General features: G+C 71.1%; 13 protein-coding genes. 12 read left to right on the top strand and 1 reads right to left on the bottom strand.

What is annotated here, in order from left to right:
* Nucleotides 1-55: 55 nt before the first annotated feature.
* From ACK8N7_RS00540 to ACK8N7_RS00595, 12 genes are all read left to right on the top strand, one after another.
* Nucleotides 56-946, top strand: a complete 891-nt coding sequence (locus tag ACK8N7_RS00540; RefSeq protein WP_500440343.1) for an aminoglycoside phosphotransferase family protein — start codon at nucleotides 56-58, stop codon at nucleotides 944-946.
* A gap of 110 nt (nucleotides 947-1,056) precedes the next feature.
* On the top strand, nucleotides 1,057-2,100 hold the full coding sequence (locus ACK8N7_RS00545) for an Ldh family oxidoreductase (RefSeq protein ID WP_500440344.1): 1,044 nt from the start codon (nucleotides 1,057-1,059) through the stop codon (nucleotides 2,098-2,100).
* Between the two features lie 25 nt (nucleotides 2,101-2,125).
* Nucleotides 2,126-3,271 (top strand): LLM class flavin-dependent oxidoreductase, encoded by a 1,146-nt coding sequence (locus tag ACK8N7_RS00550; protein ID WP_500445635.1) that lies wholly within the window; start codon nucleotides 2,126-2,128, stop codon nucleotides 3,269-3,271.
* Nucleotides 3,268-4,809 carry a Gfo/Idh/MocA family protein gene (locus ACK8N7_RS00555; RefSeq protein ID WP_500440345.1) on the top strand — a complete coding sequence of 514 codons (1,542 nt, stop codon included), beginning with the start codon at nucleotides 3,268-3,270 and terminating at the stop codon, nucleotides 4,807-4,809. The genes ACK8N7_RS00550 and ACK8N7_RS00555 overlap by 4 nt, the downstream gene beginning before the upstream one ends.
* Nucleotides 4,806-5,825: a phosphotransferase family protein gene (locus ACK8N7_RS00560; RefSeq protein WP_500440346.1), complete on the top strand. Its 1,020-nt coding sequence runs from the start codon at nucleotides 4,806-4,808 to the stop codon at nucleotides 5,823-5,825. Before ACK8N7_RS00555 ends, ACK8N7_RS00560 begins: the two co-directional genes overlap by 4 nt.
* Nucleotides 5,822-7,126 carry a phosphodiester glycosidase family protein gene (locus ACK8N7_RS00565; RefSeq protein WP_500440347.1) on the top strand — a complete coding sequence of 435 codons (1,305 nt, stop codon included), beginning with the start codon at nucleotides 5,822-5,824 and terminating at the stop codon, nucleotides 7,124-7,126. The genes ACK8N7_RS00560 and ACK8N7_RS00565 overlap by 4 nt, the downstream gene beginning before the upstream one ends.
* Nucleotides 7,123-7,875 (top strand): PIG-L family deacetylase, encoded by a 753-nt coding sequence (locus ACK8N7_RS00570; protein ID WP_500440348.1) that lies wholly within the window; start codon nucleotides 7,123-7,125, stop codon nucleotides 7,873-7,875. The genes ACK8N7_RS00565 and ACK8N7_RS00570 overlap by 4 nt, the downstream gene beginning before the upstream one ends.
* On the top strand, nucleotides 7,872-8,867 hold the full coding sequence (locus ACK8N7_RS00575) for a phosphotransferase (protein WP_500440349.1): 996 nt from the start codon (nucleotides 7,872-7,874) through the stop codon (nucleotides 8,865-8,867). Before ACK8N7_RS00570 ends, ACK8N7_RS00575 begins: the two co-directional genes overlap by 4 nt.
* Nucleotides 8,868-9,101: 234 nt before the next feature.
* Nucleotides 9,102-10,472, top strand: coding sequence for a glycosyltransferase family 4 protein (locus ACK8N7_RS00580; protein WP_500440350.1), 1,371 nt, complete (start codon nucleotides 9,102-9,104; stop codon nucleotides 10,470-10,472).
* 687 nt (nucleotides 10,473-11,159) lie between these two features.
* The gene (locus tag ACK8N7_RS00585) at nucleotides 11,160-11,549 is read left to right on the top strand and encodes a hypothetical protein (protein WP_500440351.1); all 390 of its coding nucleotides are present in this window, start codon (nucleotides 11,160-11,162) and stop codon (nucleotides 11,547-11,549) included.
* A 186-nt stretch (nucleotides 11,550-11,735) separates the two neighbouring features.
* Complete coding sequence (locus ACK8N7_RS00590) at nucleotides 11,736-12,239, top strand: NUDIX domain-containing protein (RefSeq protein WP_500440352.1); 504 nt, start codon at nucleotides 11,736-11,738, stop codon at nucleotides 12,237-12,239.
* A 543-nt stretch (nucleotides 12,240-12,782) separates the two neighbouring features.
* Nucleotides 12,783-12,986 carry a cold-shock protein gene (locus ACK8N7_RS00595; RefSeq protein WP_010982331.1) on the top strand — a complete coding sequence of 68 codons (204 nt, stop codon included), beginning with the start codon at nucleotides 12,783-12,785 and terminating at the stop codon, nucleotides 12,984-12,986.
* A 733-nt stretch (nucleotides 12,987-13,719) separates the two neighbouring features.
* Here the strand turns inward: ACK8N7_RS00595 and ACK8N7_RS00600 are convergent.
* Complete coding sequence (locus ACK8N7_RS00600) at nucleotides 13,720-14,847, bottom strand: hypothetical protein (RefSeq protein ID WP_500440353.1); 1,128 nt, start codon at nucleotides 14,845-14,847, stop codon at nucleotides 13,720-13,722.
* Between the last annotated feature and the right edge of the window lie 9 nt (nucleotides 14,848-14,856).

Below are 14,856 nucleotides of genomic sequence, written 5' to 3' on the forward strand. Positions count from 1 at the left end.
CTCGTGCATCCACCCAGGGATCCCCCCTTCCCACGTCTGTTCGGAGACCAATGTGATGACGACCGCCAAGCCCTTTCCTCCCGCGCTGCGCGACTGGGTCGCCGCCCATCTGCCCGGCCTGGACACGTGCGAGGACCGTTCCTGGCCGCGCAGCACCTCCCGCGTGTGGCACGTGGGGGCGGGGATGCGGGACGCCTACGTGAAGATCAGTCCCAGCGCCCTCGAATTCGAGCGCGAGGTGGCCGGATACGCTTTCACCGCGGCGCACCTGAGTGTGACGCAGGCGCCGCGGCTGCTGGCCAGCAGCGCTGACCTGGGTGCGATTCTCAGTTCGCCGCTGCCCGGACGCGTGGTGCGGGACCTGCCGCTGGAGCTCGGTGCCGAGCTGGGTCTGTACGAGGACGCCGGGCGTCTGCTGCGTCGCTGGCACGATGCGTCCGCTCCCGGCACGGGTGCGGACCGCGCGGCGGTGCGCTCCGACATGGAGGACAAGGCCCGCGAGGCCGCCGACTGTCTCCGGGATGTTGCGCCGCATCTGGGCGCCGACCGGCTCGCTCTGGTCGAGGCCGCCTCGCAGGAACTTCAGGGTCTCGCTGAGCAGTTGCCGCTGGTCTACCGGCATGGCGACTACGAGACCCGGAACTGGCTGTACGACGAGAGCACTGGTGCTCACGGTCTGATCGACTTTGCGACGGCCACGCACGGCGTCGCCGCGTCCGAGTTCGTATGGCTGCTCGGGGCCGTCTGGTCCGTCCGTCCGGAGCTGCGCGAGGCGTACTTCACAGGCTACGGCCGTCCTCTGACGGACATCGAGGACCGGCTGCTGCACTTGCTGACCGTTCGCCTGGGCGTGTCCTACCTGCGCACCGGCCTGACCAAGAACCTCGACGAACTCGTTGCGCGCGGCCACCTCGTCCTCGACCGCATGGCCGTCCACCGGCCGTAGCCCGCACCAGCCGCCTGCCGCTACTCCCCCACCCGATGTGTCACCACCAACCAAGGCCGAGGCCTCACCGGAGCCCGGCTCCACCTAGCCATGTCCAGAACGGGAGAGTTATGTCCGACACCGCTCCCTCGCTCCGCCGCACCACGCCGGCCGAACCGGGCGTCGTACTGGTGCCGATCGCCGAACTCGCGGACCTGATGGTCCGCACCTGCCGGGCCGCGGGCGTTCCCGACAGCGCGGGCCGCAGAGTGGCCGATCACTTCCTTACGGGAGAACTGCGTGGCAAGCGCTCCCACGGTCTGGCGAAGTTCGCTTTCGAGTCCCGCTTCTTTCCCGAGCGGCAGGGGCCGCCTGAGATCGTCCGTGAGCGTGGCGTGTTCGCCGTCATTGACGCCCAGCGCGAGCTCGGACCGCTCAGCGCCGAGTTCGCGACCAGCGTGGCCATCGAGCGGGCCCGCCGTTTCGGTGTCGGTCTGGTCGGGGTCATCAACACCCAGCGCTACGGTGTCCTGTCCACGTTCACCGAGGCCATCGCCGCCCACGGCCTGATCGGTATCGCCGCCAACACCTCCCGGGCCGAGGCCGTCCCGGCCGGCGGCGCCACTGCGGTGCTCGGCGTCAATCCCCTTTCCTTCGCGCTGCCCACCCTCGGCGAGCCCCTGAGCGCCGACATGGGCACCACCCTCGCGCCGATGGGCGTGCTGTGGGAGCACCGCCGCTCGGGCAGCCTCCTGCCCGAGCGGTGCTTCGTCGACGCGGAGGGCCGCACCACCCGCGATCCGCACGCCGCCTCCTCCGCGGTCGTCTTCGGCGACCACCGCGGCTTCGCACTGTCCCTGCTCCTGCAAGCCCTGACCGGGTCCCTGTTCGGCTTCCCCATGGGCAGCGACGTCGACTCCACCTGGGGCACCGGCTACGCCTTCATCGCCCTCGACCCCACGTTCGCCGACCCGGACCACGACGCGGCCGCCGCGAACACCCGCCTCGGCGACCAGCTGCGGGCCGCGGCGGCGGCCGACGGCACCTGGCGGATGCCGGGCGACCGGGGCCGCGCCCTGGAAGCAGCCGCCCGTTCGAGCGGCACCATCGCGGTCCCCGGCCCGCTCCTTGACCGCCTGTCCGCCCGCGCTGCAGGCGACTTCACCTCCGACTGACCACCAGGAGAACCCCGTGACTTCCCTGAAGTTCCACTGGTTCCTGCCGACCGGCAGCGACGGCCGCACCCTGACCACCGGGATGCGCGGCACCCACGGCCCCGGATACGACACCGCCGCGACCGCCGGACCGGGTGCCGACCGGCACCGCTCCCCCGACCTGGGCTACCTCACCCAGATCGCCCTGGCCGCCGAGCACACCGGCTTCGACGCGATCCTCACCCCCGCCGGCACCTTCAACGAGGACCCCTGGATCACCTGCTCAGCCCTGGCCCAGGCCACGGAGCGACTGAAGTTCCTGGTGGCGCTGCGACCGGACTCCATATCCCCGGTGCTCGCCGCGCAGATGGCCGCGACCTTCCAGCAGCAGTCTGGGGGCAGGCTGCTGCTGAACGTCGTCACCGGCGGAGACCCCGCCGAGCAGGCCCGCTTCGGGGATCACCTCGACAAGGCCGCCCGGTACGCGCGCACGGACGAGTGGCTGACCGTCCTGCGCGGTGCCTGGGCTCCCGAGCCGTTCGACCACACGGGCGCGCACTACGACGTGCGCGGGGCGGCGGTCTTCTCACCCCCCGACCCGCTGCCCGGAGTGTACTTCGGTGGTTCGTCGGCGGAGGCCGCCCCGGTCGCCGCCCGGCACGCGGACGTCTACCTCACCTGGGGTGAACGGCCCGCCGACGTCGCCGCCAAGCTGGACCGCATCCGTGACCTGGCTGCCGACGCCGGGCGCAGGTCGCCGCGGTTCGGGATCCGGTTCCACGTCGTCGCCCGCGACACCACCGAGCAGGCGTGGGCCGCCGCCGAGCGCCTGCTGACCGGGATCGACCCGGCCCACGTCGCCCAGGTCCAGGCCACCTTGACCGGCAGCCAGTCCACCGGGCAGTCCCGCCAGAGCGGCCTGCACGCCGCTTTCCGGGACAGCGGCCGGACCTCCGACCTGGAGGTGTGGCCGAACGTGTGGGCGGGGGTGGGGCTGCTGCGCGGCGGGGCGGGCACCGCCCTGGTCGGCTCGCACCGCGAAGTCGCCGACCGGATCAGCGAGTACGCAGAGCTCGGCATTGAGGAGTTCATCCTGTCCGGGTTCCCGCACCTGGAGGAGGCGTACGAGGTCGGGGAGGGCGTTCTGCCGCTGCTCGGCGCCGGCAGCCTCGCCGTGGGGGTGGGCCGGTGAGCACCACTGTGAACGTGCTGGTCATCGGAGTCGGTCCGCACACCCGCCTCAACCACCTACCCGCGCTCGCCGCCGCCCAGGACGCCGGGCTCGCAGGAACCGTCACCGGCCTCGATCTCCCCCACGCGGCGGCCTGCTCGGTGGAGTACGGCACGCCCGGCCGGCCGAGACGGATGCCGGTCATCGCTGTCCAGCCGTTCCCCGCCTCCCACCGGGCCCTCCCGGGCGCAGTGCGCCAGGTACTGGACGACGTGGTCGCCCGGGAGCGGATCGGTGCGGTGGTCGTGGCGACCGAGCCGTCCGTCCACCTGCCCTACGCCCTGTGGGCGGTGGAGCGGGGACTTCCCGTGCTGCTGGACAAGCCGCTGACCGTTCATCCGGGCGCGTCCACCGATCCGGCGGCCGCGCAGGCGATCGCCGACGACTTCGATACCCTGCTGGGCGCTTACCGGGCCGCGCGGCGGCGCCACCCGAAGATGGTGGTCAGCGTGCTGAGCCAGCGTCGCTGGCACCCCGCGTTCCGCCGGGTTCGGGAGCTGATCGACGAGGTCGCCGAGGCCACGAACTGTCCGGTCACCTCCGTCCAGTCCAGCCACGGCGATGGCCAGTGGCGGCTGCCCGACGAACTCGTCGACCTCGGCTACCACGGTTTCGACCGCGGCTACGGCAAGGCGGCACACTCCGGCTACCACCACTTCGACACCGTGCCGTGGTGGCTGGCCGCGGGCGAACGCGCGGGCAAGGAGATCGACGAGATCGAGGTCCACGCCGCGTGCACCAGGCCCTCCGACTTTCTCGCCCAGCTCACCGTCGCCGACCACGGCCGGCTGCTGCCCGCCTTCGCCGACCGCAACCCGTACACGGAGCAGGATCTGCTTGGGCTCACCGCCGGGCATGGCGAGGTCGACGTGTTCCTCAATGTCGCCTACCGCCACCGCGGCCGGGTGATGGCGCTGGGCAACCACAGCCTCGCCCACACCAGCTTCTCCCAGCGCGGGCCCCTCCCCCCGGTGTCCGGCGGCCTCTACAAGGGCAACGGCCGGATCGGGCAGGAAACCCACATCGTCCAGCAGGGGCCCTTCCAGGCCGTTCATCTGCAGGTCCTGCAGACCCTCCACGGCGACGACGAAGGGATCGACCCGCGTGCGGTAGGCGGCGCCGACCACATCGAGCTCCACGTCTTCCGCAACAACCAGGCGCGCCCCGACTGGCAGCGGCACCAGCCGCTCCACTTCACCGACCTCATCCAGGGCGGCGGCGACAGCACGGTGCTGCCGACCCAGCGCTCGGCCCGCACCTGCGCCGTCACCGAGTTCCTGGCCCACCTCAACGGCCGTGTCCCACGGTCGGAGTTGGCCTCGGACCTGGCCGATCACCGGCGCCCTGCCCGCCTGATGGCCGCCGCCTACCTGTCGATGGCCCGCCGTGCGGCCAACGACGGGCGGCCTACGGCCCCCGCCGTGCTCGACTTCCACCGCACAGCTCTCCCCGCCGAGCGCACCGAACGCTCGCTCACCACCCTCGGGGCCACGCGATGACCGCCCCGTCGACCGCCATGCTCACCCAGCCCACCGGTATGGGCGCACTCCTGGGCCCGCACCTGCGTCCGGTCCTCTCCGCATGCCGCCTCCACACCGGGCGCCCCACCCGTGTGGAGTCATGCACCGGCGGAAACGTCAGCCACGTCTTCCGCGTGTCCGGCGACAGCGGCAGCGTGATCGTCAAGGTCCGCGGCCGCCGCTTCGCCCGCCTTGCGCACATCGCCACCGACCCGGCACTGATCGCCATCGAACACCGGGCCCTGACCCTCCACCACCGTCTGCTGCCCGACCTGTTCCCGAAGGTCCTGGCGTTCCTGCCCGCCGCGCACGCCATGGTGATGACCGACGTCTTCCCCGACGGCCGCTCGTGGCGCGAGCACCTCGATCAGCGGCCCGCCACCGCCGATGAATGCAGACGTCTGGGCACCGCTCTGTCCCGCATTCACCACGCGACCACCGGTCTGCCGCCGCTGCGTGACGGTGACGGCGACGACCGGTTCCGCGCCGAGCACGCCTACGGCTATAGCCTGCGCGCCGCCGGCCACCGCGCCCTCGATGACGCGTGCCGTCACCTGGACGCTCTCCCCGGACAGCAGCTGATCCTCGGGGACACCTGCCCCAAGAACCTCAGCCTCGCCGCCGGGAGAGCTGCGTTCGTCGACCTCGACAACGTGCACACCGGAGCGCCGCTGTTCGACCTCGGCTACCTCCTCGCCCACCTGGTGCTGCACCACATCACCCGGCCCGAACACCTGCGCCCGCTCGCGACCGTGTTCCTCGACACCTACAGCCTCCCCTCCCCTCCCCGCCCCTGGCGCGGCGACGGCCTCCTCGCCACGGTCACCGCCGGGATCCTGCTGTACCGGCTGGAAGCGCGTACGGTCCCATATCCGCCGACTGCCCCGCCCGGCACCGCAGATCGGCTGCGCCGACGCGTTCGTCATCTGCTGGACGCCGGGGCGTTCACCGTCCCCGATGTGCTGGACACCGCCGCTGGGGTGGTGACCGGATGAGCGTCCCCGTCACACCGTCCGGGTGCCACCCGGACCGGGTCTCACTCGCCGAGCTGGGCGCCCGCGGCATCCACCTGGCCGATATCCAGTCCCTCGCCCACGACCAGAGCGCGTTCGCCCGCCCCACCCCGCTCTGGACCCGGCACCCCGCGCCGGGCGTCGCCCTCACCGCCCGCCCGGTCCACCTCCCAGACGGATGCCTCACCAACGCCTACACCCTCACCGTCGACCTCGACCGCGCCCGGGTCCGGCCCGTTTCCTCCCGCGCCGGATTCCACCTGCGTGACCTCGTCACCGGCCCTGCCGTCGCCGCGGTCTCCGGTGCCTTCGCCTACATCTCCGACGACCCCGACTACCAGCCCGCCGAACCCTGCCTCGACCTCGCCGTCCGCGACCAGCACGTCGCCAGCCTGCCGACCACCACCAAGCCCGCCCTCCTCATCCACCGGGGCCGCCCGCTCGTGCGGACCGTGGCCGCCACCGGCACCCTCACCATCGCCGGGCACCCGCACATCTGGTCCGGCTCCAAGGAACCCCCGCCGCCCACGCCCCTTCCCGGCCATCTCACCGTGTTCGGCGCGGCCAACTGCCGCATCCGCTACCACGACGACGCCCGCACAGGCTTCCGCCGCGACACCGACCCGGCCACCAACACCACCCCCCGCGACCCGCTCGCGCTCGACTGCACCGTCACCACCACCCCCACCGGAGCGCGGATCACCGCCCTTCACCCCGGCGGCGGCGCCGACCTGTTCGTCGGCGCCCACGTCCTACGCAGCCACCGCCCGTGGCCCAGCCACCTCGCCCTCGGCGCACCCGTCCACGTCACCCAGATCGACTCCCTCGCCGCCGCCGACGTGGACAGCGCCCTCTCTCTGGGGCCGTCCGCAGCTGACGCCGCCGCCGGGCGCACCCCCGCCTGGGACCAGAACCTGGGGACGAGCCCGTTCCGCCCCAACGCCCGCTACGCCCGCACTCTCCTCGCCGTCGATGACCGGCGCCTGACCCTCACCGTCCTGGACGGCGCGCCTCTCGCCTCCGGGTTCCAGGGCGTCACCGCCCGCGAGGCCGCGGAGCTGTGCGAGCGCGCCGGCCACGACCCGGCAGCGGTGTTCCACCTCGACGGCGGCCAGACCTCCAAGATCGCCTACCGGAACGGCCGCGGACCGGTGGACGCCGTCGGCAGCCTCCACTACCTGCGCTGGCCCCGCCACCCGCACGAGCCGTTCCGCTGGCAGGGCCTTGACGGCCGCCGCCTGCACAGCGCCATGAAGATCACCACCACCGAGGAGTCCCGTTGACCACCTACCGGGCCGTGCGGTCCGTCCTGGTCGTCGTCGCTCACCCCGACGACGCCGAACTCGCCATGGGCATGCGCATCCGCGATCACGTTCTTTCCGGCGACCGCGTCCGAGTGCACTGCCTGAGCGCCGGGCCGACCGACGGAGACGACGGCGCTGCACGTCGCGACGAATGCCTGGCCGCCGCGAAGGTCCTCGGCGTCAGCGACTACACCTTCTCCTCGATCCCCGACACCCGCTTCACCGACCACCGCGGTGCCATCAACGGGGCTCTGTTCGACACCTTCGCCACCGACCGCCCCGACCTCGTCTACACCCACTACCCCGACGACCAGCACCTGGACCACGCCGTCACGGGTGAGGAGGCCACCACCGTCGCGCTGCGCGAGGCTGCCGACCTGATCCACTTCCGCTCTCCCTACAGCCGGAATCTGGAGCCGAACCTCTACTTCGTCGGTACCCCCGAGCTCCTGGCCGCCAAGCGTGCCGCCCTGGCCTGCTTCGCCTCCCAGCAGCAGCTCGACATGACGGTCTTCGACGGCCTGACCACGCTGGCTTACCGGCAGCACGTCCATCACCGCGTCGTCGAACGCTTCCCCGCCAACGCCAACGGCGCCGAGATGTTCCACACCGCCCGCCAGATCCTCCACGCCACCCCAGCGGCTGCCCGCCCGCAGACGCGGCGCCGACCGCACCCGCACACCTCAAGCACCCTGCCCACCACCCGATCAGGGAGGCACACCCGATGAGCACCCTCACGCACAGCGGCGAGGGAACACTCCCCGCCCTCCTGGAAGCCTGCCTCCGCGCAGGCTTCGACGCCTCCCAGGCCCAGTTGATCCGTGCCCTTGACAACGGCATCTGGCGCCTGACCGCCGGCATCATCGCCCGTGTCCACCAGCCGGGCACCATCGACAGTGCCCGAACCGAGATCCGCGGCGCCTACTGGCTCTACGGCAACGGCATCCCCGTCTCCCTGCCCAGGCGGCCCGAACCTGTGGTGGCCGCCGGGCGCCCCGTGACCTTCTGGACCGACCTCGGCCCGGGCGGCCCGGCAAACCCCGCCGACGCCGCCCGGCTGCTCCGGACCCTTCACAACCTCCCGGCCGCCGCCGACCTCCGCCTCCCCTCCCACGACCCCTTCGCCCGCTTCCGCGCCCAGATCGCCGCCGCTCACGCCACCCCCGAGGAGAAGGACTGGCTGACGGCTCACGCCTCCCAACTCCGCGAGCTGTGGCTCGCCCTGGACTGGCCGACTCCCCGCTGCGTCATCCACGGCGACGCCGGGCCCGGCAACACCACGGGCACCACGGCCGGAACGTTCCTGATCGACTGGGAACGGCTCTCCATCGGCCACCGCGAATGGGACCAGGCCACCGCCGCCTGGCACCGCGACCTCTTCGGCGCCAGCTCCGACGACTACACCGCCTTCGCCCACGTCTACGGCCACGACATCACCACCTGGCCCGGCTACCACGTCATCCGCGACATCCGATCCCTGTGCGCCACCCTGTTCGCCTTACGCCACGCCACTGTCAGCCCTGAAGTCCGCGCCGAAGCGGACCACCGCCTGTCCTGCCTGCGCAGAACCGCCGGCCCCACCCCGAAGCCGTGGATCGGCCGCACGTGGCAATGGGCCCGTCCCGCTGCGGGTGCCGCCGGGCGGCCCGACGAACCCACCCGGCCCGTGCCCGGGCCCCTGAACCTCGGCATCCCGGCCGAAAAGCCCGTGAAGGTGTGATCCCGCCCGGCAAGGGCCCCGCTCCCGCAAGCCGCAGCACGACCTGACCCGGACGAGCACGTCACCCCGCACAGCCCGCCTCGAAGGCCAGCCCCTCACCCAGCGGATCCACGCCGGACTGCACCGCCTGATCCGCCGCACGCCACAGATCCGTACGCCGTCGGCCACCGCGACGCCGTCCCCCACCCGCGTCCCTCACCAACAGCGCACACCCACCAAAGGAAAGACAACTCCGTGAGCACTGACAGGGCCGTGGACCACGGCATCCTCTTCTACCCCCGCGGCGGATCCTCCCTCGTCGTCAAGAACCTCACCGAGCAGACGCTCGCCGCCGACCGCCCGGCCCGAATCTTCGCCGGCTCCCTGGGACAGCCGGGCGCGTACTCCCACGCCCCCACCTTCTACGACGGCCTGCCACTGATTGTCTCCGACTACAACCCGGCCGCAGCCGCCCACGCCCTGGGCGAGGACGCCCTCGCCCAGGCCATACCCCTCCACCCCAGCTACGAGGACCGTGTCGATGTCCCCGACCAGGTCTTCGCGGCCGTCGCCCCGCGGACCGCCAACGCCATCGAGGACTACTGGCGCCGCCACCTGACCGCCCACCGGGCAGGGGCGGGCAACGTGCTGCACCTGCACCACCTCACCCCCCTGCACGGCATCGCCCGCCGTGACGACGTGCCCGTGGTCACCACCCTGCACGGCACCGAGCTGAAGTTCCTCGCCAACGCCCAACGCCGCCTCCGGCTCGCCGACGCCCTCGGGCTGTCCGCCGCCGAGCTCGGCCAGCAGTACCGCGAGGCCCCCCGCTCCACCCTCCGGCGCATCAGCCGGACCGTGGGCGCCCCCGCTCTCGACGAGGCAGAGGCGCTGCTCGCCGACCGCTGGCACATGTGGACCCACGCCAGGCACTGGGTGGACCGCCTGCGCAGCTACGCCCGTACCAGCGCCCGGACCGTGGTCATTTCCGAGCAGGACCGCGCCCTGGCCCAGTCACTGGGAGGCATCCCCGACAGCCGGATCGACATCGTGCCCAACGGCGTCGACACCGAGCGTTTCACCTCGCCCGCAGCCTTCCACGAGTCCGACCGCCACAAGATCCTCACGCAGTGGCTCGTCGACGACCCGCAGGGCTGGGCTGCCGGAGAGGCACCCGGCAGCATCCGTTACACCGCCGCCGACGTCCGCCGCCTTCTCCACGACGACCAGGGCCGCCGACGCCCGCTTCTGCTGTGGATGGGCCGCTTCCTCGCCTTCAAGCACCTCAACCTCCTGCTGCAGGCCATGGTCGCCCTACGCGACCGCGCGCACGTCCGCCCCGCACTGCTGATCCTGGGAGGCAACCCCGGCGAATGGGAGGGCACCCACCCCTACACCCTTGCCCTCGACCTGGGCATCACCGAGGACGTCTTCTTCGCAGGCTGGCGCCCCTACGACCTCGTCGACGGCCTGAACTGCTCCGACCTCCTCACAGCCCCCTCCGTCAACGAACCCTTCGGCCTGATCTACCTCGAAGCGATGGCCTCCGGCACTCCCGTCATCGCCTCCGCCAGCGGCGGCCCACTCAGCTACGTCTCCACCACCGGCCCCCGGGCGACCGGGTAGTTCCCTGCCCCCGGCGACCTCACCGACCTCGTCGCCACCATCGAACAGGCACTCGCCAACCCAGCGGAGCTCACCCGCCGCGGCGAAGCAGCCCGTCAGTTCACCCACGCTCACTACTCCTGGCGATCCCTCACGCCCCGCTACCTCGACATCCACGACCGCGTCCTCTCCGACCGCCCGTGACCGTCCAGCCTGGACCAGTAGCCCTCAGGCGCCCTCCGGGCGCGGCCCTGCCCGCTCCGGGGCCGGCCGAGTAGCCGGGCGGCGGCGGAGGCCACCTCGGGTGATCAGACTTCCTCGCCCACGCGTTCTGGGGTACCGACGGCCACCAGGCCGTGCCCGGGGCCGACAGCGGCACCGTGCAGCCAGAGTCCGCCGCCCTGACGCTGCGCTGCTCACCCCGTCCGCTCCAAGGGGCGAGGTACAGCTACCTCTCGGGTCGGACCCGGAGCGGGGCGGCGGCCTCGGTCACCACGGTCCGGTCTGGCGGGGGTTCATCTTCCCTGTCGAAGTCAGGGTGCTGAGATGTCTGGCCGACGTGCGCCGTGCAGCCCGTCACCGGCCGAGACGAACCGGCACTGCGGGCGGGCGCTGTGGCGGGACGGCGGCGCGTGTCGCTAGGGTCGTCGGATGACTTTCAATGATGAGTTCGCCGTTGACTTACGACTGAGTGAGGCACCGTCCGGGATGATCGTCAACGCGTTGCGCTGGGATCTCCTGAACGATTGGGTCCGGTACCTGAACGACGACGGGTACCCGGACAAGACGGCCGAGATGGCGTACGTCTGGGGATTCATCAACCGGGACTTCGGCGGCGACGCGCTGCGGTGCCTGTGGGGCAAGCACGAGACCAACTACCCCATGTTCGCCGAGACGGTGTGGCTGCTGCACCGCGAGTTCAGCGAGGGCGCCGGGGCGGACGCGTATCCTCTCTTCGCAGGCCTGCCGTCTGTCCCCGCCGACATTCTGTTCCGGAAGATCGCGAGCGCGTCCGCGCCGGCCTTCCGGAAGCTGACCGCGGATCAGATGCTCGCGATTCTTCGCAAGGCACCGCAGGACTACTCGTCGATGGGGTAGAAGCCCACCCGAAACGCGGATGCCCCCGCCCGGGAGTTCACCCGCTGGGCGGGGGCCGTCTATTGGTTCTCGACAGCTTGTGCGGCCTACTCCCGGCGGCCGGGGTGTCGGACGGAATCAGCCGATCGCGGCGAGTGGGGTGCTTAGAGCCGGTGTGATGGCTGAAGCTGTCTAGGCTCGCTTGGCATGAGTACTGCTGCTTCGAAAGACCCTGCAGGCGAGTTGTCGGAGTACGACCGGAAGCTGCCGCGAAGGCGGGTGGCGGCCGGTGTGCTGTTCTTCGACGCGGACGGCCGCGTCATGCTGGTCGATCCGGTCTATAAGACCCCGTGGGAGATTCCCGGCGGGGCCGTGGAGTGGGACGAGTCGCCCCGCGACGGCGCCGTGCGGGAGGTGTGGGAAGAACTCGGGCTGGTCCGGCAGCCGGGCAAGCTGATCGGGATCGACTGGGTCGGCCCACGGCCGGGACGCAGCGAGGGCATGGTCACCATCTTCGACGGTGGCGTCCTGGACCCCGAGGAGGTCGCCGGGATCCGGTTGCAGGACGAGGAGCTCCGGGCCTTCGAGTTCGTCGGGCTGGAACAGGTTCGTGAGCGGTTGATCACGCTGCTCGCGAGGCGAGTGGAGGCGTGCGTGGCCGCTCGCGAGCGCGGGGAGACGGTCTGTCAGGAGAACGGCGTCCCGGTGTGACCGGCCGGCCCAGGACGGCGGCGTCTAAGGCCCCTCAAGGCGTGAAGGCGATGAACGTCGACGGACCCACCCTTCCGCCATAGCCGCCGCCCTCACTCTGGTCCCCTACACCAGCGTGACCACGGAACAGGTACACCCGGGAGGTGGCCCGGACTCATGTTGACAGCTTCCGCGAGACCGCCGCCGCGAACAGAAATCACGCCGAGGGCCCGCCGACCCTGACCACTGTTCGTGCGGCCGCTCCTTCAGCCGGGTTCACGCGGCGATCACGGTCGCCCGCGACCACAGCGTCCTGATCCGCGCCCGACCGACGCCCGGCCAGGCTGCTGGTAGGCAGAATCCCCCTCGTCTCGTCAGCGTTTCGTGGTGGCGGGGGAGCTGTCGGTGTAGCGTCTGTCTCAGCTGTCATGGTTCCGAAGTACCTGTCGCCCGTGAGCATGTGCGCACGGGCGATTCTGCTGTTCAAAGTCTCTGAGGACCAGGGCGATCACCTCCGGATCCCGCAAGGTGCGGGTCCGACTTCGAGTCCCCTTGGAGGGCAAAATGGCCAGTGGAACCGTCAAGTGGTTCAACTCGGAAAAGGGCTTCGGCTTCATCGAGCAGGACGGCGGCGGCCCCGACGTCTTCGCCCACTACTCCAACATCGCCAGCTCCGGCTTCCGCGAGCTCCAGGAGGGCCAGAAGGTGAACTTCGACGTCACCCAGGGCCAGAAGGGCCCCCAGGCGGAGAACATCACCCCCGCCTGACATGAGCCTGCACGGCACCCGCCCCGCACTACACGCTAGGCGGGTGCCGCTGGCCTCCCAGACGGACTCATGCCCAGGACCGGGCGAACGCTGTGGCCAGCCATCGCGCCGGCGGGGACGACGATGGTGTCGGCGGCCGGTGCGCTCTCGCGCAGGATCTAGGGCCCGGCGAGACCAGCAGCCAGCCCCTGCAGGCGATGGCCTCCCCTGGAACCGGACAGCCTGAACGCCGACTTCGAGCCGTCGCTGGTGCCCTTGGCCCCCACGCTGCACACTGCACCACCGCAACGGCAACCTTCTGCCTCAACTCACCCAGCTCGCGCCGAGATCGAGGAGACTGCTGTAGTAGCGGTCGTTGACCGTGCCGAGGACTGCCGCCCAGGCTGGCCGGTGGGGGCGAGCCTCTCGCCGGGACCGTGAGGTGCTCGGGGATGTGCTCGGATGACTACGAGCAACACCCCCTGCCAGGCGCCTTGTTGCCCTTCCGGGTACTCGGCTCTGCCACCACCCCGGTCCGAAGGCCGTCTACGACTGCGCGGGATCGGGACTCTGCGGGGCCGCGGCGGTAATGGAGGTGTAGAAGACCGAACGCCCCTGCTTGCTGCGCTCGACCCGCCCCTGCGCAACCCCCTGCGAGCGTCTCGGCAACAGCTTCCTTGAATGCCTTCGTCTTCCGCACCAGGCTTCATCAGCATTGGGCCGACGGAACTCAATCCCTGGGCGGGCCCCAGTATCAGTCGCCGGTCCGTGACGCGATGAGCCGGTTGGTGAGCTCGACCGTTCCGAGGTACCACCAGAAGATCCAGTCCAGGAACGCTTCGTCGTAGTCGCCGCGCTGGTCTGCTTTCCGGTGGCGCAGGTCGTAGCGGTTGGCGATCTCGAAGAGGGCTCCTTCGTCCTTGCCGAGCTGGTCCTTGAGGAGGGACCGGCGTTCCTCGAGGATGCCCGCGAGGGTCACGATCGCCGATCGTTTGCCCTCCGCCGCCGCGTCTCTGCCGCGGAACAGTGCGACGGCGTGACGGACCCGGGCCGTGATGTCCGGGGCGCTGCCGGTCAGTGCTTGGTGCACCAGTGCGCTGCGGGCGTCGTCGGTGATGGCGACCAGTCGCCCGAGGTCCTCGCCTTCGGCGGCCAGCTCATACTCGATGCCGGCCTCGCGGAGCAGTTCGTTGACCTTGCTGCGGTAGAGGATGCGGGCGGGCCCGTTGTGGAACTCCGAGTGGTGCCAGCCGCACCCGCTGTAGGAGTGGTAGCGGCGGGTTCGGGGGCGGCTGACGAAGTCGTGGAAGACCTCGATCAGCCCGAAGAAGGTGTCCTCGTCCCACGTGACCGGGGTCAGGGGCCACAGGCCGGGGATGCCCAGGCGGTGCTCGATCACCCGCGAGGCGTCCGGCAGCTCGGCAGAGTCGTCGACGCATTCCTCACCGAAGACCTCCACCAGGTAGCCGCTGTCGGCGAAGTTGCTGATGATCCGTTCGAAGTCGCGCCGGGAATCCCGTGGGGTGCTGCCGTCGTGCGAGAGGCCGCGCCCTTGCCGCTGTGGCCAGTACGGCCGCGGGGCGACGGCACGGCGCAGCTCGGAGGCGCGGCCGACCAGCTCTGTGAGCCAGTCCCGCTTGTCCATCCCCTGCCGCTTCCCCCAGCCGGGGGTGGTGCTGGCCCACGGGTCGTCCGAGGGCGCGGGGCGGTTGGGCAGCTCCTCGAAGTCGGCCACAACCGTAGTACCGGCGAAGGCCTCCGTAAGGAGCCAGAGCGCCTGGTCCTCCCACCATCTGTTCGGATGCCGCAGGACCCGCTCGCCCTCGGACGCGAACAGCGGCACCGGCCAGCGGAGCTCGTAGTTACTCAGATCCAAACTCACTGGCTCATC

This window comes from Streptomyces griseobrunneus (assembly GCF_046713465.1).
GTDB lineage: Bacteria > Actinomycetota > Actinomycetes > Streptomycetales > Streptomycetaceae > Streptomyces > Streptomyces microflavus.